This is a genomic window from Mesorhizobium sp. P2_H9, from assembly GCF_056403215.1.
The window spans coordinates 213340-239006 of sequence record NZ_JBFUFX010000001.1; the positions used below are offsets into that span (position 1 = coordinate 213340).

Genomic DNA, 25667 nt, shown 5'->3' on the forward strand with positions numbered 1-25667 from the left:
ACGTGACAATGCCGATTTCGCCAAAAAGTCGCGGATAACATCCGTTTCGTCCCCGCCTGCAAGCAATTCCCACATTTTAATTGTTCGACGGCTTGGATATCGGCCATACTTCGCGCCATGCGCATTCCTGAGCCATCCGGCTTTTCATCGACGCGCTTTTTTTCCACGCCCGGCCGGATGTGCCGCGTGCTGCTTTTGGCCCTTTCAACGCTGGCGCCCATAAGCGCCCATGCCGATCAGGTAAAAGTGTGGGCGACCGGAGCCTATTCCTTTTCCGATGAGCTTGGCGGCTTCCGTATCACCGGGGCTTCGGGCACCGGCACGAAGGAGGATCCGCTGGTCATCACCGAAGAGCTGAATTCGGCGACGCCGGTAACGCTGACCATCCGCACGACGAAGCCGATCCAGGCCTTCGGCGCTGCCGGCGATTTCGCCAACGGCGTCATGTACATGCGCATCGACGTGCTCAACAACAGCGGCCAGGCCTGGGTCGAGTTCCAGTTCGAGCTGCAGGAAATCCTCGACCGGCCGAGCGTGTTCGGCGACGGCCTGTCGTTCGACCAGCGCAACAAGACGCCCGACAACATCCGGTCGAGCAGTTTTGCCGATTTCGACCGCGACTTCGAACCCTATGACCGCTTGCTGTTCAAGAACGGCAAGATCGACCCGCTGAAGACCGGCAGCTTCGAATTCCTGATCACCGACTACACGCCGCGCTGGACGTTCTATCTGGTGCAGGATCCGCGCATACCAACTGGCTGAACTTGCAAATTGCCGCTCGCCGGACGAATGTGCGCGGCATGACTGCCGCCTCCCCCAACAGCCCGACCGACATCGCCGACATCCTGGCCTTCTACGCCAGCGCCGGCGTCGATGAGGCGCTTGAGGAGCAGCCGGTGAACCGGTTTGCCGAGGCGGCGCCGAAGCCGCCTGAGCGGGCACCGGTGACAGCCGCGCCTGCCGGTGAGGCCGCCCCACAGCCACGCTCGACGAGCCTGTCGCGTGGCGAAGCCAGCAGCTTGCCGGATGCGCCGGTGCGCATGCCCGCCACCACGGTGCCCGACGAGGCGCAAGCGGCACTGGCGAGGCAGCTGGCGACAACTGCCAAAACCCTTGACGAGCTTCGCCAGCACATGGCGGCATTCGACGGCTGCAATCTCAAGTTCACTGCCAAGAACCTGGTGTTCGCCGACGGAAATCCTGAAGCTTCGGTGATGCTGGTCGGCGAGGCGCCCGGCCGCGACGAGGACCTCGAGGGCCTGCCCTTCGTCGGCCGCTCAGGCCGGCTGCTCGATCGCATCCTGGCGGCCATCGGCCTCGACCGGACCTCGGTCTACATCGCCAATGTCATTCCCTGGCGCCCGCCAGGCAACCGCACGCCGACACCGCACGAGACCGAGATCTGCCGGCCGTTCATCGAGCGGCAGATCGAGCTGGTCAATCCCAAGGTGCTGGTCAATCTCGGCGGCCCTTCCGCAAAAACCTTGCTCAACACCAGCGAAGGCATCTTGCGGCTACGTGGCAACTGGCGCGTCCACACCACGGCTTCGGGCATTGCCATTCCGGCCATGCCGACACTGCACCCGGCCTACCTCCTGCGAACGCCAGCGCACAAGAAGCTGGCGTGGCGGGACTTTCTTGAGGTGAAGGCGAAACTGCGGTCGCTGGGAGAATAGCCAATCTTCTCAGGGGATTTGTCCCTAGAGACAGAGGGCGCGCGAGGAGGACCGCCGGCCTCTGCGGTCGTGCTCTTACCTGCCGACCCCGCTCTCTGACAGCAGGAACGTAATCTGAGCGAAGCAGAGCACCAAGCCTAGACGTGCCAGCCATTTCCCTGCATTCGGCGCTTTCGCATCGATAGCAAATGCGATCGCAAAGAATACGAGAGCCTCTGCGACAAGAAGGTAGTCGAAGCCGCCGATGGTCAGTTGCACAGGCAAAGCGAAAAGAAGGGCGACAGGAAGAACGAGCCAGCCCAGTAAATAGGCAAAGCTCTTGCCGAGGACGGCAAGCAGAGCCGAATAGGCCGCCAACGCAGCAAGATAACGACCAACTCGCCCCACATCACGCCCCTGCAAGAGCAGCGAGAATGGCATGTTGGCGTTAATGAAGTGCAGCAGCGTGAAGGCGCCCCTCACCCGGCCGGCATTTGGAAAGTTCGGATTTAGCCTCGGCTGTCCTCTTCCATGACCTCGGAGGTAATGGAAATGGAGCTGGTTCCGGCATAGTTTGCCTCCATGACAACAGCCCAAACCTCCGCCGGCAGCCTTATCCGCGAGTGGCGCACGCGCCGGCGCATGAGCCAGCTCGACCTCGCCATGGAGGCCGAGATTTCGCAGCGGCATCTCTCCTTCGTCGAAAGCGGCCGCGCGGCGCCCTCGCGCGAGATGGTGCTGCATCTTGCCGAACAGCTGTCGATCCCACTGCGGCAACGCAACCAGCTGCTGCTGGCGGCGGGCTTTGCCCCGAGCTTCGGCGAACGGTCGCTCGGCGACGCAACGCTGGCGCCGGCTATGGCGGCCGTCGACATCGTGCTCAAGGGGCATGAGCCGTTCCCCGCGCTGGCCGTCGACCGCCACTGGAACCTGGTTTCGGCCAACGCCGCCATCGGTCCGTTCCTGGCCGATGTGGCTGAGCCTTCGCTGCTGACGCCGCCGGTCAATGTGCTGCGGCTCAGCCTGCATCCCGGCGGCATCGCGCCGCGCATCGTCAACCTCGCGGAATGGCGCACCCATCTGCTTGAGCGGCTGAAACACCAGAACGATGCCTCCGGCGATCCGATCCTGGTCGAGCTGGAGCAAGAGCTGCGGACCTACCCGTCCGGTTTGAAAGGCAGCCGGCCGATGCCGGTCGAACCCAACGCCATCGTGCATCCGTTGCGGCTAGCGCATGGCGATCAAGTGCTGTCCTTCATCAGCACCATCACCGTGTTCGGCACGCCTCTCGATGTGACGCTGTCGGAACTGGCGATCGAGTCTTTCTTTCCCGCTGACGAACAGACGCGAGCGGTGCTGGTGCGATTGGCGAAGGAGCGAGCCGAACGCTCCTGATCACTCCGGAGGCGGCGCCGCCTTTCGGGTGCGGGTGCGCTCCAGGCCAAGCTGGCGCTCGCGCCAGATGATGAAGATGCCGGCGGCGACGACGATCACGCCGCCGACGAGCGTGTTGATGGTGGCGACATCGCCGAAAGCGAAATAGCCGACGACAACACCGAGGATCATCGAGGTGTATTCGAACGGCGCCACGACCGAGGCTTCGGCATGGCGATAGGCTGCCGTCATCAAGATCTGCGCCAGCCCGCCGCAGAAGCCCGCGGTGACGAGCAGACCCGCCTGCGGCGGCGTCAGCGCCTGCCAGCCGAAGGGCAGCGATAGCAGCGCCATCACACTTGCCGTCGCCGAAAACCACAGCACGATGGTCGCCGTCCTTTCGGTCTGGACGAGGTTGCGTACCAGCAGGATGGCATTGGCGGAAATTGCCGCGGAAACAAGGGCGGCGATAACACCGATCACTTCCTGGTCGCCAAGCGCCGCGCCCGAACTCAACAGCGTCAGTTCCGGCCAGGAGATGATCAGCACGCCGACGAGACCAACCGCGACCGCGCTCCAGCGATAGACGCGGATGGCTTCACCGAGAAAGAGCGAACTGAACACCACCACCAGCAAAGGCTGCGCGTAATTCAGTGTGATCGCATCCGGCAACGGCAGCCTGGTCAACGCAAAGAAGCCAAGCCCCATGGCGCAGACGCCAACGACGCCGCGCGCAATGTGGTTGAGCGGACGTTTGGTCGCAAACGCCGTGCCCAGTTTTCCCCTGAAGGCCAGAAAAGCAATGATCGGGAAGATGGCGAAGAAGGAGCGGAAAAAGACGATCTGACCGGCAGGCAAAGTGCCGGCCGCCTTGATGCAGGTTTGCATGCCGACAAAGACCGCCACCGACATGACTTTGAGCATGATCCCGGTCAGCACGCGACCGGGATGATCGGACAGTTTCTCGGCCGCGTGGCCCCCCGGCCTCGCTGTCACTGTCTTGTTGCTTCCTGGATCGCCGCCCAGATGCGCGCCGGCGTTGCCGGCATGTCGATGTGCCTGATGCCATAGGCGCGATGCAGTGCGTCGGTCACGGCGTTGAGCGCTGCCGGCGTCGAGCCGATCGTGCCCGCCTCGCCGGCGCCCTTGATGCCAAGCGCGTTGGTGGTTGAAGGCACGTTGCGGGTTTCGAAATGGAAGAACGGAAAATCGTCGGCGCGCGGCATGGCGTAGTCCATGAAGCTCGCCGTCAGCAATTGCCCATCCTCGCCATAGATGGTGTCCTCGGTCAGCGCCTGGCCGATGCCCTGGACGACGCCGCCATGCACCTGGCCGGCCAGCAGGATCGGGTTCACGGTGACACCGAAATCGTCGACGATGGTGTAGCGGACGATCGCCGTCGTGCCGGTGTCGGGATCGATCTCGACCTCGCATATATGGGTGCCGTTCGGATAGGTGCACTCGTCCTGGACGAATTCGCCAAATCCCTTGAGATCGTCCGGGTTCTTGGCGGCCTTGGCAATGCTTGAAAAATCGATCGTGCGGTCGGTGCCGACAATGCGGGCAACGCCATCGGACAATTCGATATCGCCGGCTGAAGCCTCCAGCTCGTCGGCGGCGATGCGCTTGATCTTGTTGGCCAGATCCTCGCCGGCGCGAGACGCTGATACACCGCCGAGCGGAATCGAACGCGAGCCGCCGGTGCCACCGCCGGCCTTCAATTCGTCGGTGTCGCCCTGACGGACATGGATCTTGTCGATATCGAGATTGAGCTTTTCCGAGAGAAACTGCGCATAGGCGGTGGCATGGCCCTGCCCGTTGGTCTGGGTGCCGATCTTCAGCGTCACTGTGCCGTCGCCGTTGAGTTCGACAAAGGCCGGTTCCGAACCCGGGAAGGCGCAGGCCTCGATGTAGGTGGCCATGCCGATGCCACGGATCTTTCCAGTCGCCTTCGACTGCGCCACCCGTTCGGGAAATGCTTTCCATTCAGCCTGCTCGATGGCGCGGTTCATGTGACCTTCGAATTCGCCGGTGTCGTAAAGACGGCCGGTCTGAGTGCGGTAGGGGAATTGCTCGGGCCGGATGAAATTGCGCCTACGGATCTCTTCGACCGGCAGGCCAAGATCGTGGGCACAGGCGTCGACCAGCTTTTCCAGCAGGAATGCCGCTTCCGGGCGGCCAGCGCCGCGATAGGCGTCGACCGGGCAGGTGTTGGTGTAGAGGCCGGTCACGGACACGTCTAGCGCCTGGATGTCGTAGACTCCGGTCGACATGGTGACGCCGATATAGGGGATAAACGGCCCGTATTGCGAGACATAGGCGCCGATATTGGCGCGCAAATCGACCTTCATGCCGAGGAAGCGGCCATCCTTGTCCAGCGCCATTTCAGCGGTCACTACATTGTCGCGGCCTTGCGCATCGGTGAGGAAATGCTCCGTGCGATCGCCGGCCCATTTCACAGGACGGCCAAGCCGCTTCGCCGCCTCGAGCACCAGCGGATGTTCACGATAGACAAAGGCTTTCGGCCCGAAGCCGCCGCCGACGTCCGGCGTGATGACGCGCAGCTGGTCCTTCTTGATCTTGAACAGGTCGGCCAGGATGTACTGCATGGAATGCACGCCCTGAGACCCGGTGGTCAGCACGAAGCGGTTCTCGTCGGCCTTCCACTCGCCGATCGCCGAGCGCGGTTCCAAATAGTTGCAGACCAGCCGGTTGTTGACAAATTCGATGCGGCTGACGGTGGCGGCCTTGGCGAAAGCCGCCTTGGTCTTCGCCTTGTCACCGATGTGATAGGTGAAGGCGCGGTTGGAGCCGAGTTCCGGCCAGACCAGCGGCGTGCCTTCGGCAAGCGCCGTTGCCGTGCCTGACGCGGCATCTTCGCCATCATAGTCGACGTCGATCAGCTCGGCCGCGTCCTGCGCCAGCGCGCGGCTGTCGGCGACGACGAAGGCGACGGCGTCGCCGACATAATTGACCCGGTCGCGGCACAGGATCGGGATGTCGCGGGTCGGCGCCCTGGTGCCGTCCGGCTGTTTCTGCATGACGCCGGATTTCAGCTTGCCGAGATGGGTGAGATCCGCACCGGTCAGCACCAGATGGACGCCGGGCGCCGCCTTGGCGGCCTCGAGCGAACCGATGCTGAAGCTTGCCTTGGCCACCGGCGAGCGCAGGACATAGCCGTGCAGCAGGCCTGCCGGCCGGATATCGTCGGTGTAACGGCCCTCACCCTTGATGAAGGCTTGGTCCTCGCCACGCAGCACAGAAGCGCCCATGCCGAATTTCGGTGTGACCACGGTCATGCATGCCTCACGATGATGATTGGAAAGCGAACGCCTGAAATAGGCATTGCCGCAGTTTTGTCGAGGGACCGTTTCGTGTAAAGAGCGCGGACTTCAACTTTTTTGGACCAGCGGACACACTTTTCGCCACGGAAATCGACAGGAAAACCTAGGGAATGCGTACCGATACCGGCCAGGTCTTCAAGCTCGAAGACTATCGCCCCAACGATTATCTCATTCCGGAAACCAGCCTCACTTTCCGCCTTTCGCCAGAGGCAACGCGCGTCATCGCCGTGCTGACGATCGAACGCCGCGACGGCGTGGCGGCCTTAGTGCCGCTGCTGCTGGACGGCGACGGGCTGACGCTCATTCGTGTCGCCATCGACGGCCACGAACTTGCGCCGGCCGATTTTCTGGCCACGCCGGATCAGTTGACCATCCTTCAGCCACCGGCAACGACCCGCTTCCAACTGCTCATCGAAACCGAACTGGCGCCGGCGCGCAACGAGGCGCTGATGGGCCTCTATCGTTCGAGCAACGTCTATTGCACGCAATGCGAGGCAGAAGGCTTTCGTCGCATCACCTACTTCCTCGATCGCCCCGATATCCTGTCCGTCTATACGGTGCGCATCGAGGCAAAGCGCGATGAGGCGCCGCTGCTCCTCTCCAACGGCAACCCGGCCGACAGCGGCGCGCTTGCCGACGGCTGGCACTATGCTGGATGGCACGACCCCTTCCCCAAGCCGTCCTATCTGTTCGCGCTGGTGGCCGGCGCTCTCGGCAAACTGGCCGACAGTTTCGTCACCATGTCAGGCCGCACGGTCGAGCTCGGCATCTATGTCGAGCCGGGCAAGGAACGGCTCGCCGGCTACGCCATGGATGCGCTCAAGCGGTCGATGCAATGGGACGAGGAGGCGTTCGGCCGCGAATACGACCTCGACGTCTTCAACATCGTCGCCGTGTCGGATTTCAACATGGGCGCCATGGAGAACAAGGGCCTCAACATCTTCAACGACAAATATGTGCTGGCCGACCAGGAGACCGCGACGGATGCCGATTTCGCCAATATCGAGGCGATCATCGCGCATGAGTATTTCCACAACTGGACCGGCAACAGGATCACCTGCCGCGACTGGTTCCAGCTCTGCCTGAAGGAAGGGCTGACGGTCTTTCGCGATCACGAATTCTCCGCCGACCAGCGCTCGCGGCCGGTCAAGCGCATTGCCGAAGTGCGCACGCTGCGCGCGCATCAGTTTCCTGAGGATCAGGGACCACTGGCACATCCGGTGCGGCCGCGTCGCTACCGCGAGATCAACAATTTCTACACGGCGACGGTCTACGAAAAGGGCTCGGAAGTGGTGCGCATGATCCGCACCATCCTCGGCGCCGAGACGTTCCGCGCCGGCATGGACCTCTATTTCGAGCGCCATGACGGCCAGGCGGCGACGATCGAGGATTTTGTCAAGGTGTTCGAGGATGTATCCGGCCGCGACCTGTCGCAGTTTTCGCTGTGGTACCATCAGGCGGGCACGCCCAATCTGACGGTCAGTTCGACGCACAATGCGGCGGCGCAGGAATTCACGCTCGAAATCGAACAGTCGGTGCCGCCGACACCGTCGGAAAGCCGCAAGCGGCTGATGCACATTCCGCTGGCCTTCGGCCTGGTCGGCGCCGGCGGCAAGCCGGTTGCCTGGCGCGGCGTCGAAGGCGCTGTCGTCGAGGATGGCGTCATCCATATCCGCAAGCGCCGGCACATGGTGCGCTTTTCCGGCGTTGCCGAGCGCCCGGCGGTGTCGCTCAACCGCGGCTTTTCGGCGCCGATAACGCTTTCGGTCGAGCAGAGGGCCGACGACCAGTTCTTCCTGGCCGCCCATGACAGCGACGCCTTCTCGCGCTGGCAAGCGTTCAACACGCTGCTGACCGATGCGCTGATCGCCGCCTTCCGCCAGACCCTTGGCGGCAAGCAGACCGAGTTCACCGCCCGGCTGACCGGGCTTGCCGGCAAGATCGCCGGCGACGAGACACTGGAGCCGGCCTATCGGGCGCTGGCGCTGGCGCTTCCCGGCGAGTCCGACATTGCCCGCGACATCGGCAAGAGCATCGATCCCGACGCCATCTTCTCGGGCCGCGAGGCGCTGGCGCTGGCGATTGCCAAGGCGAACCGGGACACCTTCGCCAGCCTCTACGATCGCCTTGCCGACGACGGCCCGTTCAGCCCGGACGCGGCCAGCGCCGGGCGACGGGCGCTGCGCAACACCTTGCTGGATTATCTCGCGCTGCTTCCGGGCGGTGCAACACTTGCCGCCGAGCATTTCCGGGCCGCGACCAACATGACGGACCGCGCCGCCGCGCTCACCGTGCTTGCGCACCGTCATCATGGTGCGCCCGAGGCGGTCAAGGCGCTGGCGGATTTCGAGGCGAAATATGGGTCCGATGCGCTGGTCATGGACAAATGGTTCCAGATCCAGGCCAGCGTACCGGGTCCGCAAACCGTCTACGCGATGCGTGCGCTGACCAGTCACCCGGCCTTCTCGATGGCCAACCCGAACCGGGTGCGCTCACTCATCGGCACGTTTTCCAGCGCCAACCAGACCGGCTTCCACCGCGCCGACGGCGAAGGCTACCGGTTCTTTTCGCAAACCGTTCTGGAGGTCGAAAAACGCAACCCGCAGGTGGCGGCGAGGCTGGCGACGGCTCTCAGGTCATGGCGCGCGCTTGAGCCCGGCCGCCAGGCCAAGGCCAGGGAAGCGCTGCTGGCCATCGCCGGTGCCGAGAACCTGTCGGCGGATCTGCGCGATATTGTCGAGCGCACGCTGGCTTGATCCCTCCCCCTTGAGGGGAGGGTGGACAGCCGCCGAAGGCGGATGGACGGGTGGGGTCGTTGCAGCAGTGCGCGACCTCGACCAACTTCGACCGTGATTGAACAAGTCGAGCACTTCGCCGAGGACCCCACCCGGCCCTTCGGGCCACCCTTCCCTCAAGGGGGAGGGATTCCTGCGTTATTTCAATCAATTTTTAATCTTTTTTCCCCGCGCCTATGGACAAGGCGAATCACCTTTGATTCTTTACAGACGATTCGGAAGTGCGGTGTTGCCGGATCGTCAAGCGTACGGAAATTCGGGGAGTGCCATTTATGGCCAAGGCGGACGCGTGGGGCGCGCCCGAAGGGACGGCTTTTGAACGGCGCGAGGCGCGAGGCGACGGTCTCGCCGGCAACACGCGGCTCATCGCCGAACCTGCCTACCGGCGGCTGCTGGCAGCCGAGCCGCTGCTGCGCCGATCGATACCGGCTCTCATCATCACCTTTCTGATCGTCATAGCGGCGCTGCGGGTCCTGTCGCTGATGAACGAGCGCGACGATGTCGAGCGCGACGCCAAGGCGATCCTGTCGCTGGCCGCCGGTCAAATGGCCAGCGCGATCGCGGCCGATCCGAATGCCGCATCCGGCGCCGTCCAGGATCTTCTGGAGAACACCAGCCGCCAGGGCGCGATGGGCCGCAGCCATGTGCTTGCCATCACCGACGGCGCCTTCAAGATCGTAGCGGTGTCGCCGCTGACGACAGGCTGGCAGGGACGGTCGCTCGACGGCCTCGTCCAGGGCGGCCAGCCGTTGTTCATGTTCGGCGACCGCGCCGGGGTCATGAATGTCAGCATCGGCGGACAGGACTGGTTTGCCGCTGTCAGCCTGACCAAGGACAGGAAGAATGCCGCGGCAGTGCTGGTGCCGCAGGAAGCGATCTTCGATACCTGGCGCAAGACGGTCTCGCTCAACGTCACCCTGTTCGTGCTGACGGCCGGTGTGCTGATCATCATCCTCTACGCCTATTTCGGCCAGGCATCGCGCGCCCAGACAGCCGACCGTATCTATCTCGAAGCGCACCAGCGCATCGACATGGCGCTGGTTCGCGGCCGCTGCGGCCTGTGGGACTGGGACATGGTGCGCGGCAAGATGTACTGGTCGCGCTCGATGTACGACATGCTGGGCTACGAGCCCTGCGACACAATGCTGTCGTTCGGCGAGGTCGACGAGATCATCCATCCCGAGGACGGCGATCTGTTCCAACTCGCCAACCGGATCGTCGAACGCGAGATCGACCATATCGATCAGGTGTTCCGCATGCGCCATGCCGACGGACAATGGGTGTGGATGCGCGCCCGGGCGCAAGTGATCGACCCGGAAGCGCCGGAGATCCAGCTGATCGGCATCGCCGTCGACGTCACCGAGCAACGGCACCTGGCGCTGCGCTCCGAGGCGGCGGACCTGCGGTTGCGSACCGCSATCGAGAACATCAACGAATCCTTCGTGCTGTGGGATGCCRCCCAGCGGCTGATCATGTGCAATTCCAAATACCAGCAGGACAATGGCCTGTCGGACCGCGACGTGATGCCGGGTGCCTCGCGCGCCGTGCTGGAAGAACGCATGCTGGCCTTCGCCTCGGAACGGCGGCTTGCCAACAGCAATGGCCCGCAAGGCGGCGCCACTTTCGAGCGGCAGCTGGCCGATGGGCGCTGGCTGCAGGTGAATGAATTGCGCACCCGCGACGGCGGCACCGTCTCGGTCGGCTCCGACATCACCCAGATCAAGCTCCACCAGGAGAAGCTGGTCGACAGCGAACGCCGGCTGATGGCGACCATCCACGATCTCAGCCTTGCACGGCGCGCGGAGGAAGAGCGCTCGCGCGAGTTGGTCGAGCTCAACCGCAAATACATGAAAGAAACCGAGCGCGCCGAGGCGGCGAACAGGGCCAAATCCGAGTTCCTGGCCAACATGTCCCACGAATTGCGCACGCCGCTCAACGCCATAATCGGCTTTTCGGAACTAATGGAACAGGGCCTGTTCGGGCCGCTCGGTTCGTCGCGCTACGAGGAATATGCCACCGACATCAACGGCAGCGGCAAGTATCTGCTGGGCGTCATCAACGACATACTCGACATGTCGAAGATCGAGGCTGGCCAGTTCTCGATGGACCGCGAGGAAATCGATCTCTGTCCGCTGATCAAGGAGACGGTGCGCGTCGTCTCGCTGCAAGCGGCGGAAAAATCGATCACGGTGGAAACCCGCATCGCCGATGCGATGACGCTGTTCGCCGATCGCCGGGCAATCAAGCAGATCGCCATCAACCTGCTATCGAATGCGGTGAAGTTCACGGGCCAGGGCGGCCACATTTCGGTGCGCGCCCGCAACACATCCGGCGCGCTGGTGCTGACCATCGAGGACAATGGCTGCGGCATTCCGAAGGAGGCGCTGGGCAAGCTCGGCCGGCCGTTCGAACAGGTGCAGAACCAGTTCTCCAAGAGCCATGCCGGCTCCGGCCTTGGCCTCGCCATCTCGCGCTCGCTGGCCGAGCTGCAGGGCGGTGCGCTCAAAATCCGCTCGACCGAAGGCGTCGGCACGATCGTGTCGGTGCGCATCCCGATCAAGAAGTCGTCGCAGCCGGTGAAGGCCGCCGCCTGATCCGCGACATGTCTCCGGCGGCTCGCACCGCCGGAGCTTTTGTCGCCGATTACTCCATGCTGTCGTCGCCACCGCCCCATTGACGGCGATGGCCCATGCGGCCGCCTTTCGGCAGTTCGCTCTTTTCGATCTTGCCGTCATTGTTCTTGTCGAGCATGGCAAAGACCTTCTTCTCACGGCTGGTGATGTCGTCGGTCGTCAGCGTGCCGTCGCCCTTGGAGTCGTAGCGAGCGATGATGCGCTTGGCCATCTGCTCGAAGCGCGCCTTCTCCAGCGCGTCGGCGAGCTGCGCCACGGTCAGCTTGCCGCCATTGTCGGCGACGATCTTCTTCAGCCGATCATTCATGGCGTCGGAGAACTGGTCGAAGGTGATGGTGCCGTTCGAATCCTTCATCGCCTTGTCGAGGCGCATCATCATGCCGTGGCGCGGCTGGCCGCCATAGTGTTCGTCGGCATAGGCCACAGAGCCGGCGGCGCCGGCCAGGGCGACGAAAGCGATGGCAAGTCTGGTTGTCGTTCTCATGGTCTTCTCCTGTTGCATCGTCACCCCCGATGCTCGAAACAGAACGTGCGGCCTGTTGCCGTCACGGTCGTTTCGTACGAAGCAGAAGGTCAAATTCCTTTCTGACCTTTTGCGACGTCTCTTTGAGGTGTGCTTCCAGCACACCGAAATCCGGCAGGTCGGTGACCGCCAGAAGCAGATCCGAAAGCCCAGGCGGAACGTCATCGCGCTCGAACACGCCGGTGAGGCAGAGCCGCGTCATCTGGGTCAGCGCCAGATAGAGCGCGTAGGCTTCGCCGAGATCCTGCCGGACCTGGACGTCAGCAAAATCCGGCGCCAGGCGGGACAGGATTTCGGCTGTCCCGGTCGCACGGCGGCCGGCTTCGACCTGCCCTGATATCACAGCCACCTGCGCGATGAATTCGAGATCGATGAGACCGCCCGGGATCAGCTTGATGTCCCAGAGGTCGCGTGGCGGCTTCTCCTTCTCGATCATCGCACGCATCTCGGTTGCCTCGGCCATCACCTTGGCGCTGTCGCGCGGCAGGGCGAGCACTGCCGCCACCTCGGCCTCGACCTCGGCGCAAAGTGCTGCGTCGCCGCCAATGGCACGGGCTCGCACCAGCGCCATGTGCTCCCAGGTCCAGGCCTCCTGGCGCTGGTACTTCTTGAAGGCATCGATATGGGTGGCGACCGGTCCCTTGTTGCCGGATGGCCGCAAGCGAAGATCAAGTTCGTAGAGAACGCCCTCGGCCGTCGGCGCGGAGACGGCAGCGATCAGCCGCTGCGTCATGCGGGTGTAGTAGTGCGATGGCGCAAGCGGCTTGTCGCCGTCGGACTCGTCGGCATCGTGGTCGTGATCGTAGAGCAGGATGAGGTCGACGTCGGAGCCCGCCGTCAGTTCGCGGCTGCCGAGCTTGCCCATGCCGAGCAGCGAAACCGTGCCGCCGGCGATGCGGCCATGGCGCCGCGCGAATTCCGCGGTGACCGCCAGCAAGGCTGCTTCGATGGTGAGATCGGCGAGATCGGAAAAGGCGCGGCCGGCACGGGCCGGATCGATTGATCCGGCAAGCAGCCTGACGCCGATGAGGAATCTTTGCTCGGAGGCAAAGATGCGCAAGCGGTCGAGCACGTCCTCATAGGCCCTGTCGCCTTCGAGGAAGGCGGAAAGCCGGGCGGACAGGTAAGCGCGGTTGGGCAATTCGGTCAGCAGTGCCGGGTCGAGCAGTCCATCGAAAACATGCGGCCGGCGGGTGATGATCGCGGCCAGCCTCGGTGCGGCGCCCATGATGGTCGCCATCAGCTTGAGCAGCGCCGGATTGGACTGCAGCAGAGAAAACAGCTGAATGCCGGCGGGCAAGCCGGCGAGGAACTCGTCGAAGCGCATCACCGCTTCGTCCGCCCTGCGTGTCTGGCCAAAGGACTGCAGCAGCGCCGGCGTCAGCTCCGTCAGCCGCTCGCGTGCTTCGGCCGACCGGGTGACCCTATAGCGGCCGAAATGCCAGCCGCGGATGACCCGGCAGATGTCGCTCGGCCGCTGAAAGCCGAGGCCGCTCAAGGTCTTCAACGTGTCGGGGTCGTCGACATCGCCGGTAAAGACCAGATTGCCGATGCCCGCCGAGAGTTCGGGTGCGGTTTCGAACAGCGCCGCATAGTGGCGCTCAACCTGATGCAGCGCGGCTCGGAATGCCTCGGCAAAGGCCGCCGCATCGGCAAAACCCAGCATGTGGGCAATGCGCTCGAGCCCCTCGTCATTGTCGGGCAGGATATGCGTCTGCTCGTCGGCAACCATCTGGATGGCATGCTCGACGCGGCGCAGGAACCAGTACTGCTTGGTGAGCGCGTCGCGCGCATCGGCGGTGATCCAGCCGCGCACGGCCAACTGGCCGAGCATCGGCACGGTCTCGCGGCCGCGCAGTTCGGGAAAACGGCCGCCGGCGATGAGCTGCTGGGTCTGAACGAAGAACTCGATCTCGCGAATGCCGCCGCGGCCGAGCTTGACGTTGTGGCCCTTCACCGCGATCTCGCCATGACCCTTGTGGGCGTGGATCTGGCGCTTGATCGAATGGACGTCGGCAATCGCCGCGTAATCCATGTACTTGCGCCAGACATAGGGCTGCAACTCCTTCAGGAAGGCCTCGCCGGCAGCCAGATCGCCGGCCACCGGTCGCGCCTTGATCATGGCGGCGCGCTCCCAGTTTTGGCCGCGCGCCTCATAGTAGCGCAGCGCTGCCTCGACCGGGATGGCCAGCGGGGTCGAACCGGGATCGGGCCGCAGCCTGAGATCAGTGCGGAAGACATAGCCATGCTCGGTGCGGTCCTGCAGGATGCAGACCAGCCGGCGGGTCAGGCGTGCAAACAGCTCAGTCGCGTCGAGCGGGTCGACGATTGCCGGCGCGTCCGGATCGAAGAAAACGACGAGGTCGATGTCGGAGGAGTAGTTCAACTCATGCGCGCCAAGCTTGCCCATGCCGAGCAGGATCCAGCCCGACTGCCGCGCCGGCTGCTGAGGGTCGGGCAGTCTGAGCTTGCCTTGCTGATGCGCGTCGCGCAGCAGGAAATCGACGGCGGCGCGCGTGCAGGCATCGGCGAGATCGCTCAATCGCCGAACCGTCAGCGCCGTCTCGGCCTCGCCGGCGAGATCAGCCAGCGCGATGAGGACATGCGCTTCCGCCTTCGATTGGCGCAGTTCCATCATCAGGCTCGATTCCGAGACGGTCTCGGTGCGCGACGCCTTGTCGATCCCGGCCAGGATCGCCGTCAGCCGGGTCTCGACCGTCTCGTCGAACAGCGCGTCGAGGATTTGCGGCCGGCGACGCACCGTGTCGCGCAGGAACGGCGACAGGTCGAACACAGCGGCGAGAAAATGCTGAGCGGCGCCCTCGCCGGCCAGGAACTTCGCCAGCCGCGGCAAGTCCTCGTCGTGGGCGGCGGAGGCGATCTCCGACAGTTCCCGCCGGGCACGGCTTTCGTCCAGCGGCTCGAGCCTTGCCGCCGGCTTCAACAGCCAGTCCGTTTCGATCCGTTGCACGACCGCCCTCACCGCCATCAGATGTTCTCCCGTTCGGGAAAACTCATGACAACGGACAATCCGGGATTTACAGGCAGAAGATCAAGCCGTCCGTTGTGGAATGTCATGATCGCCTTGGCGAGGCTCAAGCCGAGGCCGGAGCCCGGCTGCGAACGGCTTTTCTCCAACCGCACGAAACGCTCGGTCGCCCTGGCGCGGTCGGCATCGTCGGGAATGCCCTGGCCATTGTCGGTCACCGAGAGCCTGATCTCTCCGCCGACGCGCTCCAACGCCACCCGAACCGTGGGCTTGTCGGTCGCGTCGGTGGAATATTTGATGGCGTTGTCGACGATGTTCGACAGCGCCTGGCCGATCAGCTCGCGATTGCCGTTGACGGCGAAGTCACCTTCCACGGCGGTCTCGATCACCACACAAGCTTCCTCCGCCACCGGCTCGTAGAGCTCGACGACATCGCGCACCGCGGCCGCCAGATCGACCCGGCTGGTGCTCTCGGAGGAATAGCCTGCCTCCAGCCGCGAGATCATCAGGATAGCGTTGAAGGTCTTTATCAGCTGATCGGACTCGGTAATCGTGCCTTCCAGCGCCTGCCTGTAGTCTGATGTCTTGTGCTTGCCGGAAAGCGTCGCTTCGGCGCGGTTGCGCAGCCTGGTCAGCGGCGTCTTCAGGTCATGGGCAATGTTGTCGGAAACCTGCTTCAGCCCCTCGTTGAGCGTCGCGATTCTGGCCAGCATGGAATTGAGGTTTTCCGACAGCCGGTCGAACTCGTCACCCGCGCCGGTGACCGGCAGCCGGCCTGTCAGGTCACCGCCCATGATGCGGCGGCTGGCCTCCGACACGCTGTCGATGCGCTTCAGCGCGGCGCGGCCGACGAAGAACCAGATCAGCAGCCCGCCAAGCCCCATCATGCCCAGCGCCAGCATCAAGGCACGGCGAATGACGGCACGGAAGCGCTCCGGCTCGCCGAGATCGCGTCCGACCAGCATGATCATCTGGTTGGGCAGGCGCAGCACCAGCGCAATGGCGTTGTGGCCCTTTTCGCCTTCGACCTGGACGTCGTTCGGGTCGGCTGGCGTTGCGTTCTGGTCAGCCGCCGGATTGCGTTGCCGCTCCAGCTCGCCTTCGCCAAAGCGGCGGTAGGAGAACGGCTCGGTTGTCCAGCCGTCGATCTCGAGAACGCCCGGCTCCAGGCTCTGCACGTTGCCGGTCAGGATCTGGCCATTGGCATCGGCGATCAGATAGAGGTTGGCGCCGGGCTGGCGGGAGCGCTGCTCGACCACGCGGACCAGCACCGGCAGGCCGCCGCGCTGATAGGCATGGGCGAGACCGAGCACTTCGTCGTTGATGGTTTCCTGAGTCTGCGCGGTCAGCATGCGCGCCGACAGCGAGGTCATGTAGAAGACCAGCAGCACCGCGCAAAGCGCGAACAGCAGCAGATAAAGCGCCGATAACCGGGCAGCCGTTGTCCTCATGATGGCGGGCATGGACAACGCCATGGGGCTTTAGCCGCCCTTCAGCATATAGCCGGCGCCGCGAATCGTGTGCAGGATCGGCTTGTCGAAGCCCTTTTCGATCTTGCCGCGCAGCCGCGAGATGTGAACATCGATGACATTGGTCTGCGGATCGAAATGATAATCCCAGACATTTTCGAGCAGCATGGTGCGCGTCACCACCTGGCCGGCGTGACGCATCAGATATTCGAGCAGCCGGAACTCGCGCGGTTGCAGCGTGATCTCGGATGCCGCGCGGCGAACCGAATGCGACAGGCGGTCGAGTTCGAGATCGCCGACCCGGTACATGGTTTCGGCTTCCTTGGCGCTGGCGCGACGGTTCAGCACCTCGACGCGGGCGAGCAGCTCGGAGAAGGCATAGGGTTTGGTCAGATAATCGTCGCCACCGGCACGCAGGCCGGTTACGCGGTCGTCGACCTCGCCGAGCGCCGACAGGATCAGCACCGGCGTCGTGTTGCCCCTGGAGCGCAGGCCCGCGATGACCGACAAGCCGTCGCGACGTGGCATCATGCGGTCGATGACCATCACGTCATAGTCGCCGGCATCGGCAAGCGCGAAGCCGGTTTCGCCGTCGCCGGCGACATGCGCCGTGTGCCCGGCCTCGCCAAAGGCTTTCTGCAGGTAGTCGGCCGCCTCGCGATCGTCTTCTATGACGAGAATCTTCATCGAGCCGTTATACGCGATTTCGCTGGAAGATTGAGTGGCCGGCATATGGATTGTGGCCTTCACTGAAAGTTGCCCCAAGACGCTACACACTTTGGGCGACATGCTTCTTTGTCGTGGGCAAAAACCGCTTCGCACTTTTGAGCGACATCATGAGGTAATGCGGCAGCGGGCGATGGGAGGCCCGCTGCCGCCGGAGCGGAACACGATGACTGACTAACGTATTCGGGCTCCATGCTTTCCCATGCGGCGGCTCGGGGGTGTTTGAAACCGCCGCACGGGAAAAGTCGAAACGGCCGGTCAGCCCTTGGCGACAGGCAGCGCGACGAAGCGATTGCTGTCGTCGTGGGTGATCTGCATCAGCACCGCCTTGCGGCCGGACTTGACCGCATCGGCCATCGCCTTGGTGACGTCCTCGGTGCCGTTTACCTCCATCGAATTGACCGAGGTGATGACGTCGCCGGGCTGGATGCCACGATCGGCGGCATCGCTGTCGGGATCGACATCGGTCACCACCAGCCCCTTGCCGTTTTCCGACTTGGTGACGGTGAGTCCGAGATCGGCCAAAGTGTCGGCCTTCGCCGGAGCCGCCGGCTGGTCGGCCGATGCCTGCTTGTCGCTCGACGGCAGCTTGCCGAGATCGATTTTGATCGACTGGCTCTTGCCGTCACGCCACACCGTGACGTCGACCGGCTTGCCGGGCGAATAGGCGCCGATCAAGCGAGCGAGTTCCTTCGGCGAATCGACGTCCTTGCCGTCCACCTGGGTGATGACGTCGCCAGCGGTGATGCCGGCCTTCTTGCCGGGACCGCCGTCCTGGGCGCTGGAAACCAGCGCACCCTTGTCGGACTTCAGACCGAGCGATTCGGCGATGTCGGAAGTGACCGGCTGAATCTCGACGCCGAGCCAGCCGCGTTCGACGCTGCCGCTCTTCATCAAATCCTGCACGACCGTCTTGGCGGTCGAGGCGGGAATGTCGAAGGCGATGCCGACGCTGCCGCCCGAGGGCGAGAAGATCGCGGTGTTGATGCCGACGACCTGGCCGTTAAGGTTGAAGGTCGGGCCACCCGAATTGCCGCGGTTGACCGAGGCGTCGATCTGCAGGAAGTCGTCATAAGGGCCGGCGCCGATATCGCGGCCACGGGCCGAGACGATGCCGGCGGTGACGGTGCCGCCAAGGCCGAACGGATTGCCGACGGCCACCACCCAGTCGCCGACGCGAACCTTGGAATCATCGGCGAAGTCGACATAGGTGAACTTGCCGTCGCCATCGACCTTGAGCACGGCCAGATCGGTGCGCGGGTCGGTGCCGATCAGCTTGGCATCAAGCTCCTTGCCGTCATTCATCACCACGGTGAAGGACGAACCTTCCTCGACGACGTGGTTGTTGGTGACGAGGTAGCCGTCATCGGAGATGAAGAAGCCCGAGCCCTGTGCGACCGGCCGCGGCTGATCGTTGTTGCGGTCGCGGTGGCCGAAGCGGCGGATGCCGTCCTGGCCCTGGCCATTCTGGTCGCCGAAACCGCGGAATTGCCTGAAGAATTGGCGCAGTTGCGGATTGTCGGGAAGATTGTTCATGCCGTCCTGACCGTCGGACTGGTCGGAGCCGTCATCGGCGGCCGGCTCGATCTTGGCCTTGACTTTGACGCTGACGACAGCCGGCGAAACGCGCTCGACGACATCGGCGAAGCCCGGCACCTGCGGCGCCTCGACCCGCACGGCGTCGGCCAGAACGGGAGCGGTTCCGGTGGTGACGGCGCCAAAGCCGATGGCGCCGGCAATGGCCAGCGACGCGGCAGCAGCCATCAAGCGCTTGCGGGTGCGGGAATATGAATTGGGGGCAATATTCATGGGTCTCGTATCCTCTTTCAAGGGATGCTCTTCGATGGGCATCCTCGGGTGAAGAGAAATAGAGTGGCGTACATTACGGCGCCATTTCCGGTGCATGAAACTTTTGTAATGTTGGCAGGCGCCGGCCGCTGTCAGTCGCGGCGCAGAATACTATCCAGCGCCGCCTGTTCCTCGATGCTCAACGCCTTGGTTGCCAGCGATCGGCGCGAGCGCGCGGTCAGCACGATGAAGATCCCGCCGACCAACAGCAGGACGACAGGCGTACCCCACAGCAAGGCATTGCGCATGCTGAAGCGCGGCTTCAGCAGCACGAACTCGCCATAGCGCGAGACGATATAGTCCATCACCTGCTGGTCGGTGTCGCCAGCGACGAGGCGCTGGCGCACCAGGATGCGCAGGTCACGCGCCAGGTCGGCATCGGATTCGTCGATCGACTGGTTCTGGCAGACCATGCAGCGCAGGCCTTCGGACAGCAAGCGCGCCCTCGCCTCCAGAGCCGGATCTGCGAGAACCTCATCCGGCTTGACCGCCTGGGCGACGCCGGCAAACAGCAGCGCCAACAACAGGACAAGCGAGGCCAGCGAAAGTCGGGCTGTCATGGCAGGCTCGCCGATGCCGCAAGCTTGCGGCGGCGCAAGGGCGCGCCGACACGCAGCCGGCGGTCGAGCAGCGACATCGCCGCGCCTGCCATCATCACCAGGCCGCCGCCCCAGATCAGCGTCACCAGCGGTTTCCACCACAGGCGCACGACGACGGAGCCGTCGGTGCCCTCGTCGCCAAGCGACAGATAGAGCTGGCTGAACCAGATCGTCTTGATGCCGGACTCGGTCGTCGTCATCTGACGCACCGGGTAGAAGCGCTTGGCCGAGGTGATTTCGGCCGCGCTGACGCCGTCGGCGCCGAGCAGCACGAAGCGGCCGCGATCCTCGCTGTAATTGGATCCTCGCGCCGGATAGAGCCCTTCGAAGCGCAGCGTGTGGCCCGACAATTCGACGGTTTCGCCGGCATGCATCGACAGGATCTTCTCGGTGCCGAAGCACAGCGTGCCGACGATGCCGAGCGTCGTCAGCCCGAGCCCGAGATGGGCGAGCGTGGTGCCGAAGACCGAGCGCGGCAGGCCGGCGAAGCGCCGCAGCATGATGCCGGGCGCGACACTGCTAAAGCCGGATTTGACGGCGAGATCGGTGAGCGCGCCGCAGATCAGCCAGAAGGCAAGGCCGGCGCCAAGGGCGGCGAACACCGACGCGCCATCGATGAACAGCCCCGTCACCAGCACGGCCAGAAAGGCCGCGGCGAAAGCCGCCATCAGGCGCTGGGCGACGGCGAGAATATCACCGCGCTTCCAGGCGAGCAGCGGCCCGAAGGGAACCATGACCAGCAGCGGCACCATCAGCGGACCGAAGGTCAGATTGAAGAACGGAGCGCCGACCGAGATCTTGTCGGCCGAAAGGGCTTCGACGGCCAGCGGATAGAGCGTGCCGATCAGCACGGTTGCCGCGGCCGTGGTCAGGAACAGATTGTTGAGGACGAGTGCGCCTTCCCGCGAGATCGGATGGAAGAGGCCGCCGGCCGTCAGCCGCGAGGCGCGAAAGGCAAACAGTGCCAGCGAGCCGCCGATGAACAGTGTCAGGATGCAAAGGATGAAGACGCCACGTGTCGGATCGGTGGCGAAGGCGTGGACGGAGGTCAGCACGCCGGAGCGCACCAGGAAGGTGCCGAGCAGCGACAGCGAGAAGGTCAGGATCGCCAGCAGCAGCGTCCAGATCTTCAGCGCCGAGCGCTTTTCCATGACGATCGCCGAGTGCAGCAGCGCCGTGCCCGCCAGCCACGGCATGAAGGAGGCGTTCTCGACCGGATCCCAGAACCAGAAACCGCCCCAGCCGAGTTCGTAATAGGCCCAGTAGGATCCCATGGCGATGCCGCCGGTCAGGAACATCCAGGCGACCAGTGTCCATGGCCGCACCCAGCGCGCCCATGACGCGTCGATGCGACCCTCGATGAGGGCGGCGACCGAGAAGGAGAAGCAGATCGAGAAGCCGACATAGCCGAGATAGAGCAACGGCGGATGGATGGCGAGGCCGAGATCCTGCAGGATCGGGTTGAGATCGCGGCCCTCGATGGGCGCCGGATTGAGCCTGATGAACGGATTGGACGTGGTCAGGATGAACAGGAAGAAGGTGGCGCCGATCGCGCCTTGCACGGCCAGCACGTTGGCCCGCAGCGATGCCGGAAGATTGGAACCGAATACGGCGACCAGCGCGCCGAAGAAGGTCAGGATCAGCACCCAGAGCAGCATCGAGCCTTCATGGTTGCCCCAGGTGCCGGTGATCTTGTAGATCAGCGGCTGTAGCGAATGCGAGTTTTCCCACACACTCGCCACCGAAAAATCGGAGCTTGCATAGGCTGTCGCCAGTGCGGCGAAGGACAGCGCGGTCAGGGCAAAGCCGGTCACCGCCGCCGGACCGCCGACAGCCATCATCTTCTGGTTGTCGGTGCGGGCGCCAAACAGCGGCACCAGCGTCTGCACCAGCGACAGCGCGAACGCGAGAACCAGCGCGAAATGCCCGGTTTCAACCATGATGGTTTTCGCTATTCACTTTTGCTCTCCTGCCACACGCCCTTGGCCTTGAGGCCGTCGGCCACTTCCTTGGGCATGTAGTTTTCGTCGTGCTTGGCCAGCACGCTGTCGGCGACAAAGGTGCCGTCCGGGCCGAAGGCGCCTTCGGTGATGACGCCCTGCTCTTCGCGGAACAGGTCGGGCAGGATTCCGGTATAGGTGACCTTGACCGATTTCTGCTTGTCGGTGACGGAAAAGGCGACGGTTGCGCCCTGGCCACGCTCGATCGTGCCCTTTTCGACGAGGCCGCCGAGCCTGATGCGCTGTCCCGGCTGCAGGCTGGCAGTGGTCAGATCGGCGGGCATGTAGAAATAGGAGGCCTTCTGGCCGAGCGCATAGAAGGTGAGACCGGTGGCGGCACCGAGAAACGCCAGCCCACCGGCGATCACCGACAGTCGTTTCTGTTTGCGCGTCATGGTCTACTCCGTCGCCGTCACGCCGAGCGAAGCGGCAAAGGCGGTGAATTTCTTCGCTTCATCACTGTCCGCCCCAAACACGGCGATACCGCGATTGAGCGCATCGCGTGCCTGGTCGGCCTTGCCCAGCACGACATAGGAACGAACGAGCTTCATCCATCCTTCCGCGTCGCGCGGATTTTGCTTCAGTTTCTCGTCGAGGCCGGCGACCATGGTGTTGATCATCGCCTCCCTGTCCTGCGGTGACATCGACGAGGCCGCATCGACATCCGCAGCGTCAGGGCCCTTCGCCGGCTGTCCGGACGCCACGGCACGATTGCCGGATTCCACCAGGGCCTGCTGCACCGCGCCGCGCCATGGCGAGTCCGGCGGCAGCGTGGCGAGCATGGTTTGCCAGGCCGCAATGGCCTTGTCGGTCTGGCCTTCCTGCGCCAGCGCCATGGCCAGATAGAAGGACGCCTTCGGATTTGCCGGATCGAGCTTCAGCGCCGCCTCGAAAGCGGTTTGAGCATCCGCCGAGACGATGCCGCCGGCGGCGTTGGCGATCGCCTCGCCGAGGCCGGCCTGACGGGCAGCGCTGTCGCCATCGAGGCGAATGGCATTGCGATAGGCTGTCACTGCATCGGCAAATCGCTGCAGGCGCAGATAGACCGGGGCCAGCACGTCCCAGCCGCGGCCATCCCCAGGGTTGGCGGCAAGGTGGGCTTCGGCGCGCGCCACCAGTTCGTCGACCGAGCTATCGGCGGGGTTCTTGGCCAGCCGCTCGCTGAGTGGCTGCGACGGCAGATCAGGCGAGCCTAGCTGGCTGTAAAGGCCCCAGCTGACCAGGGGAACCACCAATACGGCAGCGGTTGCGACCAGACGTGTTGCCCTTGACGGCTGCCGTGTCACCGCCTTGTCGGCCGGGCCGGCACTGTCCAGGCGAAGGATGCGGCGGGCGATTTCGGCGCGCGCCTCTTCGGCTTCCGCCGGCTGGATCAGGCCGCGCGCCGCATCGCGGTCAAGCTCGGCCAATTGGTCGCGATAGACTTCCAGGTCGTGATCGCTGCTGGTCGAAGCACCCTTGGCGCCGCCGGCCAGCGGCAGCAGCACCGCCAGGCTTGCGCCCAGCGTGAGGATTGCGGCTATGACCCAGAACAGCATGTCTCATCCAATAGCGGCAGCGCCCTGCCCTGCCAACACAGGCGTCCTGCGACGCTTTGACGACAGGCGCGCCGCATGTCCTTGATCGATATCAACCGGACCGAGTCAGTATCCGGCCCGATCTTTGTTTTATGCATGTCGTTGTCCCAAAACCGCTGCGCGCCTTTGGGCGACATGCATTGATCAAGTCAGCGGCGTCCAGCTGCCATCGGCGTTGCGGCAGGCGGTTCCGCGCGCGGTGGCGCCGGCGGTGCCGGTAAAGACGGTGTGGGTGTACTGGCGGCAGTCCTGCGAACCGACGCGATAGGGCTGGGCGGCGACGACTTCGCCGTAATGGGCGGTCCGGTCGCTCTTCCACGTCACCTTCTGGCCGCTCGCCGTATATTCAAGCGCCTTGTATTCCGCCTCCAGCGCGCTGCGCTTTTCGGCGTCGCTGAGACCTGAGCCGATCGATCCGCCAACTAGGCCGCCGGCCATGGCCGAGATGATCGTCGCCGTGACCTTGGCGCCGGACGGAGGGTTCGTCGCTGGCGGCTCGGTGACCGTGATGTCCGGGCCACTGCCCTTGCCCAGCGTCCCGCAGCCCGAAAGGGCCACCAGTGCGGAAAGGAGCGCGACGCGAATCTTCATGCCAACAACCGGTTTTCTTGAGTTATGCCTGCTGTGGATGAGCCGGGGGCCGCGTCATCGGAAAGCTGATGTGGCCATAGTATTGATATTTGTCGGAAATTTGGCTGCACGCAGCCGCTTGGAAAAGTATCACTGAAGGCTCCGCAATCGAACCACCGCCTTCAACCCGCCCATGACGGAGCGTTCCAGCGCCAGAACGCCTCCATACTCGTTGACGAGGTCGGCGACAATGGCAAGTCCCAACCCCGTCCCCGGCTTTGTCTCGTCGAGGCGCCGGCCACGCTTCAGCGCCTCGCGCGCTTTGTCTTCGGGAATGCCCGGACCGTCATCGTCGATATCGATCTCGAACAGGTTTGCCGCGCCGTCCTTGCCGACAACCGGCCTGACGGTGATAGCGACGGCGCTCTTTGCCCATTTCATTGCGTTTTCGAGCAGATTGCCGAGCAACTCCTCCAGATCCTCGCGCTCGCCGGCAAAGACGATGTCGGAGGCCGGCAAGGACAGCGAGAGGCTGGTCTGCGGGTTGAGCTTCTGCAGCACCCGCACCATGCGCTGGACCAGCGGCGCCACCGGCGTGCGGTAGACGACGCTGTCGCGCTGCGCGGCGACACGGGCCCGCTGCAGATAGTGGTCGACCTGCTTTTGCATCGAGGCTGCCTGCTCGGCGATGAGTTGGCCCTTGGCGCCGCCGAGTGCCCGGCCCTCATTGATGAGCACCGCCAGCGGCGTCTTCAGCGAATGGGCAAGATTGCCGACCTGCGTGCGCGAGCGCTCGACGATGCGCTTGTTGTTCTCGATCAGCGCATTGGTTTCGTTGGCGAGCGGTTCGATCTCGGCCGGGAAGCGGCCGTCGAGCCTTTGCGCGGTTCCTTCGCGCACCATTGCGAGCGCGTTGCGGACCCGGCGCAATGGCTGCAGGCCAAGCAGGATGGCGATGGCGTTGATGGCGATCATGCCGACGCCGAACAGGGAGAGATAGGTCAACAGACGGCGCTGGAAGCTGCCGATCTCCTGTTCAAGCTCGCTCTGGTTGCCCATGACGCGGAAGCGCGCCGCACGGTTTTTCGAATCGAGGACGAATTCGCTCTCGAACACTTCCACCGCCTCGCCCTTGATGCCTTCGCTCGCATAGCTGCGCTGGAAGCTGGCATTGAAGGGGACTTCGGCGATGCTTGGCGACGGGATGGTCTTGGTCATCGAGGACGAATGCAGGTCGCCATGAACGCCCTCCGAGGCCGGTTCCACCGACCAGTACCAGCCTGAATTCGGTTCCGAGAAACGGAGATCGCCAAGGTCGGGGGCGCCGGTCAGCTGCCCGCCTTCGGAGACACCGACGGAGCCGATCAGGTTGAACAGATGCGCCGAAAGCAGGCTGTCGAAACCACGCTCGCTGGCCTGGCGATAGAGCGTGGTGATGAGGGTGAAGATGACGACAAGCGTCAGGATCGCCCAGACCGTGGAAAAGGCGATGACGCGAAACGCCAGCGAACGCGGCCAGAACCGCACTGAAAGCGCTTTTGAGGCGGCCAGCTTTGTAGGAAGAG

Annotated in this window: 19 protein-coding genes; 5 read left to right on the forward strand and 14 right to left on the reverse strand. The window is 64.0% G+C overall.

Annotated features, from left to right (window positions below; translation table 11 throughout):
- The first annotated feature begins 117 nt into the window (after window positions 1–117).
- Together AC1DXN_RS01130 and AC1DXN_RS01135 are read left to right on the forward strand one after the other, a co-directional pair.
- Window positions 118–762: a hypothetical protein gene (locus AC1DXN_RS01130; protein ID WP_477272079.1), complete on the forward strand. Its 645-nt coding sequence runs from the start codon at window positions 118–120 to the stop codon at window positions 760–762.
- Between the two features lie 38 nt (window positions 763–800).
- A complete protein-coding gene (locus AC1DXN_RS01135; RefSeq protein ID WP_477272077.1) occupies window positions 801–1676 on the forward strand; it encodes a uracil-DNA glycosylase in 876 nt (291 codons plus the stop codon).
- A gap of 75 nt (window positions 1677–1751) precedes the next feature.
- Here the strand turns inward: AC1DXN_RS01135 and AC1DXN_RS01140 are convergent, their stop codons facing one another.
- Window positions 1752–2138: a hypothetical protein gene (locus AC1DXN_RS01140; RefSeq protein WP_477272075.1), complete on the reverse strand. Its 387-nt coding sequence runs from the start codon at window positions 2136–2138 to the stop codon at window positions 1752–1754.
- Between the two features lie 99 nt (window positions 2139–2237).
- Between AC1DXN_RS01140 and AC1DXN_RS01145 the strand changes: the two genes are divergently transcribed.
- Window positions 2238–3050 carry a helix-turn-helix domain-containing protein gene (locus AC1DXN_RS01145; protein ID WP_477272073.1) on the forward strand — a complete coding sequence of 271 codons (813 nt, stop codon included), beginning with the start codon at window positions 2238–2240 and terminating at the stop codon, window positions 3048–3050.
- On the opposite strand, the gene AC1DXN_RS01150 is transcribed toward AC1DXN_RS01145, so the two are convergent.
- Together AC1DXN_RS01150 and AC1DXN_RS01155 are read right to left on the reverse strand one after the other, a co-directional pair.
- Window positions 3051–3953 carry a DMT family transporter gene (locus AC1DXN_RS01150; protein ID WP_477272433.1) on the reverse strand — a complete coding sequence of 301 codons (903 nt, stop codon included), beginning with the start codon at window positions 3951–3953 and terminating at the stop codon, window positions 3051–3053.
- Window positions 3954–4021: 68 nt separating this feature from the next.
- On the reverse strand, window positions 4022–6328 hold the full coding sequence (locus AC1DXN_RS01155) for a xanthine dehydrogenase family protein molybdopterin-binding subunit (RefSeq protein ID WP_477272071.1): 2307 nt from the start codon (window positions 6326–6328) through the stop codon (window positions 4022–4024).
- Between the two features lie 155 nt (window positions 6329–6483).
- Here AC1DXN_RS01155 and pepN point away from each other — a divergent pair, with 155 nt between their 5' ends.
- Both pepN and AC1DXN_RS01165 read left to right on the forward strand, forming a co-directional pair.
- Window positions 6484–9129: an aminopeptidase N gene (pepN, locus tag AC1DXN_RS01160; protein ID WP_477272069.1), complete on the forward strand. Its 2646-nt coding sequence runs from the start codon at window positions 6484–6486 to the stop codon at window positions 9127–9129.
- A gap of 311 nt (window positions 9130–9440) precedes the next feature.
- Entirely contained in the window at window positions 9441–11762 is a 2322-nt protein-coding gene (locus tag AC1DXN_RS01165; protein WP_477421434.1) for a PAS domain-containing sensor histidine kinase, read from the forward strand.
- Between the two features lie 49 nt (window positions 11763–11811).
- On the opposite strand, the gene AC1DXN_RS01170 is transcribed toward AC1DXN_RS01165, so the two are convergent.
- The 11 genes from AC1DXN_RS01170 to AC1DXN_RS01220 form a co-directional block, all read right to left on the reverse strand.
- On the reverse strand, window positions 11812–12285 hold the full coding sequence (locus tag AC1DXN_RS01170) for an EF-hand domain-containing protein (RefSeq protein ID WP_477272067.1): 474 nt from the start codon (window positions 12283–12285) through the stop codon (window positions 11812–11814).
- A gap of 61 nt (window positions 12286–12346) precedes the next feature.
- Window positions 12347–15313: a bifunctional [glutamine synthetase] adenylyltransferase/[glutamine synthetase]-adenylyl-L-tyrosine phosphorylase gene (locus tag AC1DXN_RS01175; protein ID WP_477272065.1), complete on the reverse strand. Its 2967-nt coding sequence runs from the start codon at window positions 15311–15313 to the stop codon at window positions 12347–12349.
- Entirely contained in the window at window positions 15313–16788 is a 1476-nt protein-coding gene (locus AC1DXN_RS01180; protein ID WP_477272063.1) for a sensor histidine kinase, read from the reverse strand. Before AC1DXN_RS01180 ends, AC1DXN_RS01175 begins: the two co-directional genes overlap by 1 nt.
- 6 nt (window positions 16789–16794) lie before the next feature.
- Entirely contained in the window at window positions 16795–17469 is a 675-nt protein-coding gene (locus tag AC1DXN_RS01185; protein ID WP_477272431.1) for a response regulator transcription factor, read from the reverse strand.
- A 297-nt stretch (window positions 17470–17766) separates the two neighbouring features.
- Complete coding sequence (locus AC1DXN_RS01190; RefSeq protein WP_477272061.1) at window positions 17767–19317, reverse strand: Do family serine endopeptidase; 1551 nt, start codon at window positions 19315–19317, stop codon at window positions 17767–17769.
- Window positions 19318–19448: 131 nt separating this feature from the next.
- Window positions 19449–19916, reverse strand: a complete 468-nt coding sequence (locus tag AC1DXN_RS01195) for a cytochrome c-type biogenesis protein (RefSeq protein WP_477272059.1) — start codon at window positions 19914–19916, stop codon at window positions 19449–19451.
- Window positions 19913–21895, reverse strand: a complete 1983-nt coding sequence (locus tag AC1DXN_RS01200; RefSeq protein WP_477272057.1) for a heme lyase CcmF/NrfE family subunit — start codon at window positions 21893–21895, stop codon at window positions 19913–19915. The genes AC1DXN_RS01195 and AC1DXN_RS01200 overlap by 4 nt, the downstream gene beginning before the upstream one ends.
- An 11-nt stretch (window positions 21896–21906) precedes the next feature.
- The gene (gene ccmE, locus AC1DXN_RS01205; RefSeq protein WP_477243805.1) at window positions 21907–22350 is read right to left on the reverse strand and encodes a cytochrome c maturation protein CcmE; all 444 of its coding nucleotides are present in this window, start codon (window positions 22348–22350) and stop codon (window positions 21907–21909) included.
- A gap of 3 nt (window positions 22351–22353) precedes the next feature.
- Window positions 22354–23493: a c-type cytochrome biogenesis protein CcmI gene (gene ccmI, locus AC1DXN_RS01210; protein WP_477272055.1), complete on the reverse strand. Its 1140-nt coding sequence runs from the start codon at window positions 23491–23493 to the stop codon at window positions 22354–22356.
- Between the two features lie 183 nt (window positions 23494–23676).
- A complete protein-coding gene (locus tag AC1DXN_RS01215; protein ID WP_477272053.1) occupies window positions 23677–24123 on the reverse strand; it encodes a hypothetical protein in 447 nt (148 codons plus the stop codon).
- A 129-nt stretch (window positions 24124–24252) separates the two neighbouring features.
- Complete coding sequence (locus AC1DXN_RS01220) at window positions 24253–25629, reverse strand: ATP-binding protein (protein ID WP_477272051.1); 1377 nt, start codon at window positions 25627–25629, stop codon at window positions 24253–24255.
- Window positions 25630–25667 lie beyond the last annotated feature (38 nt).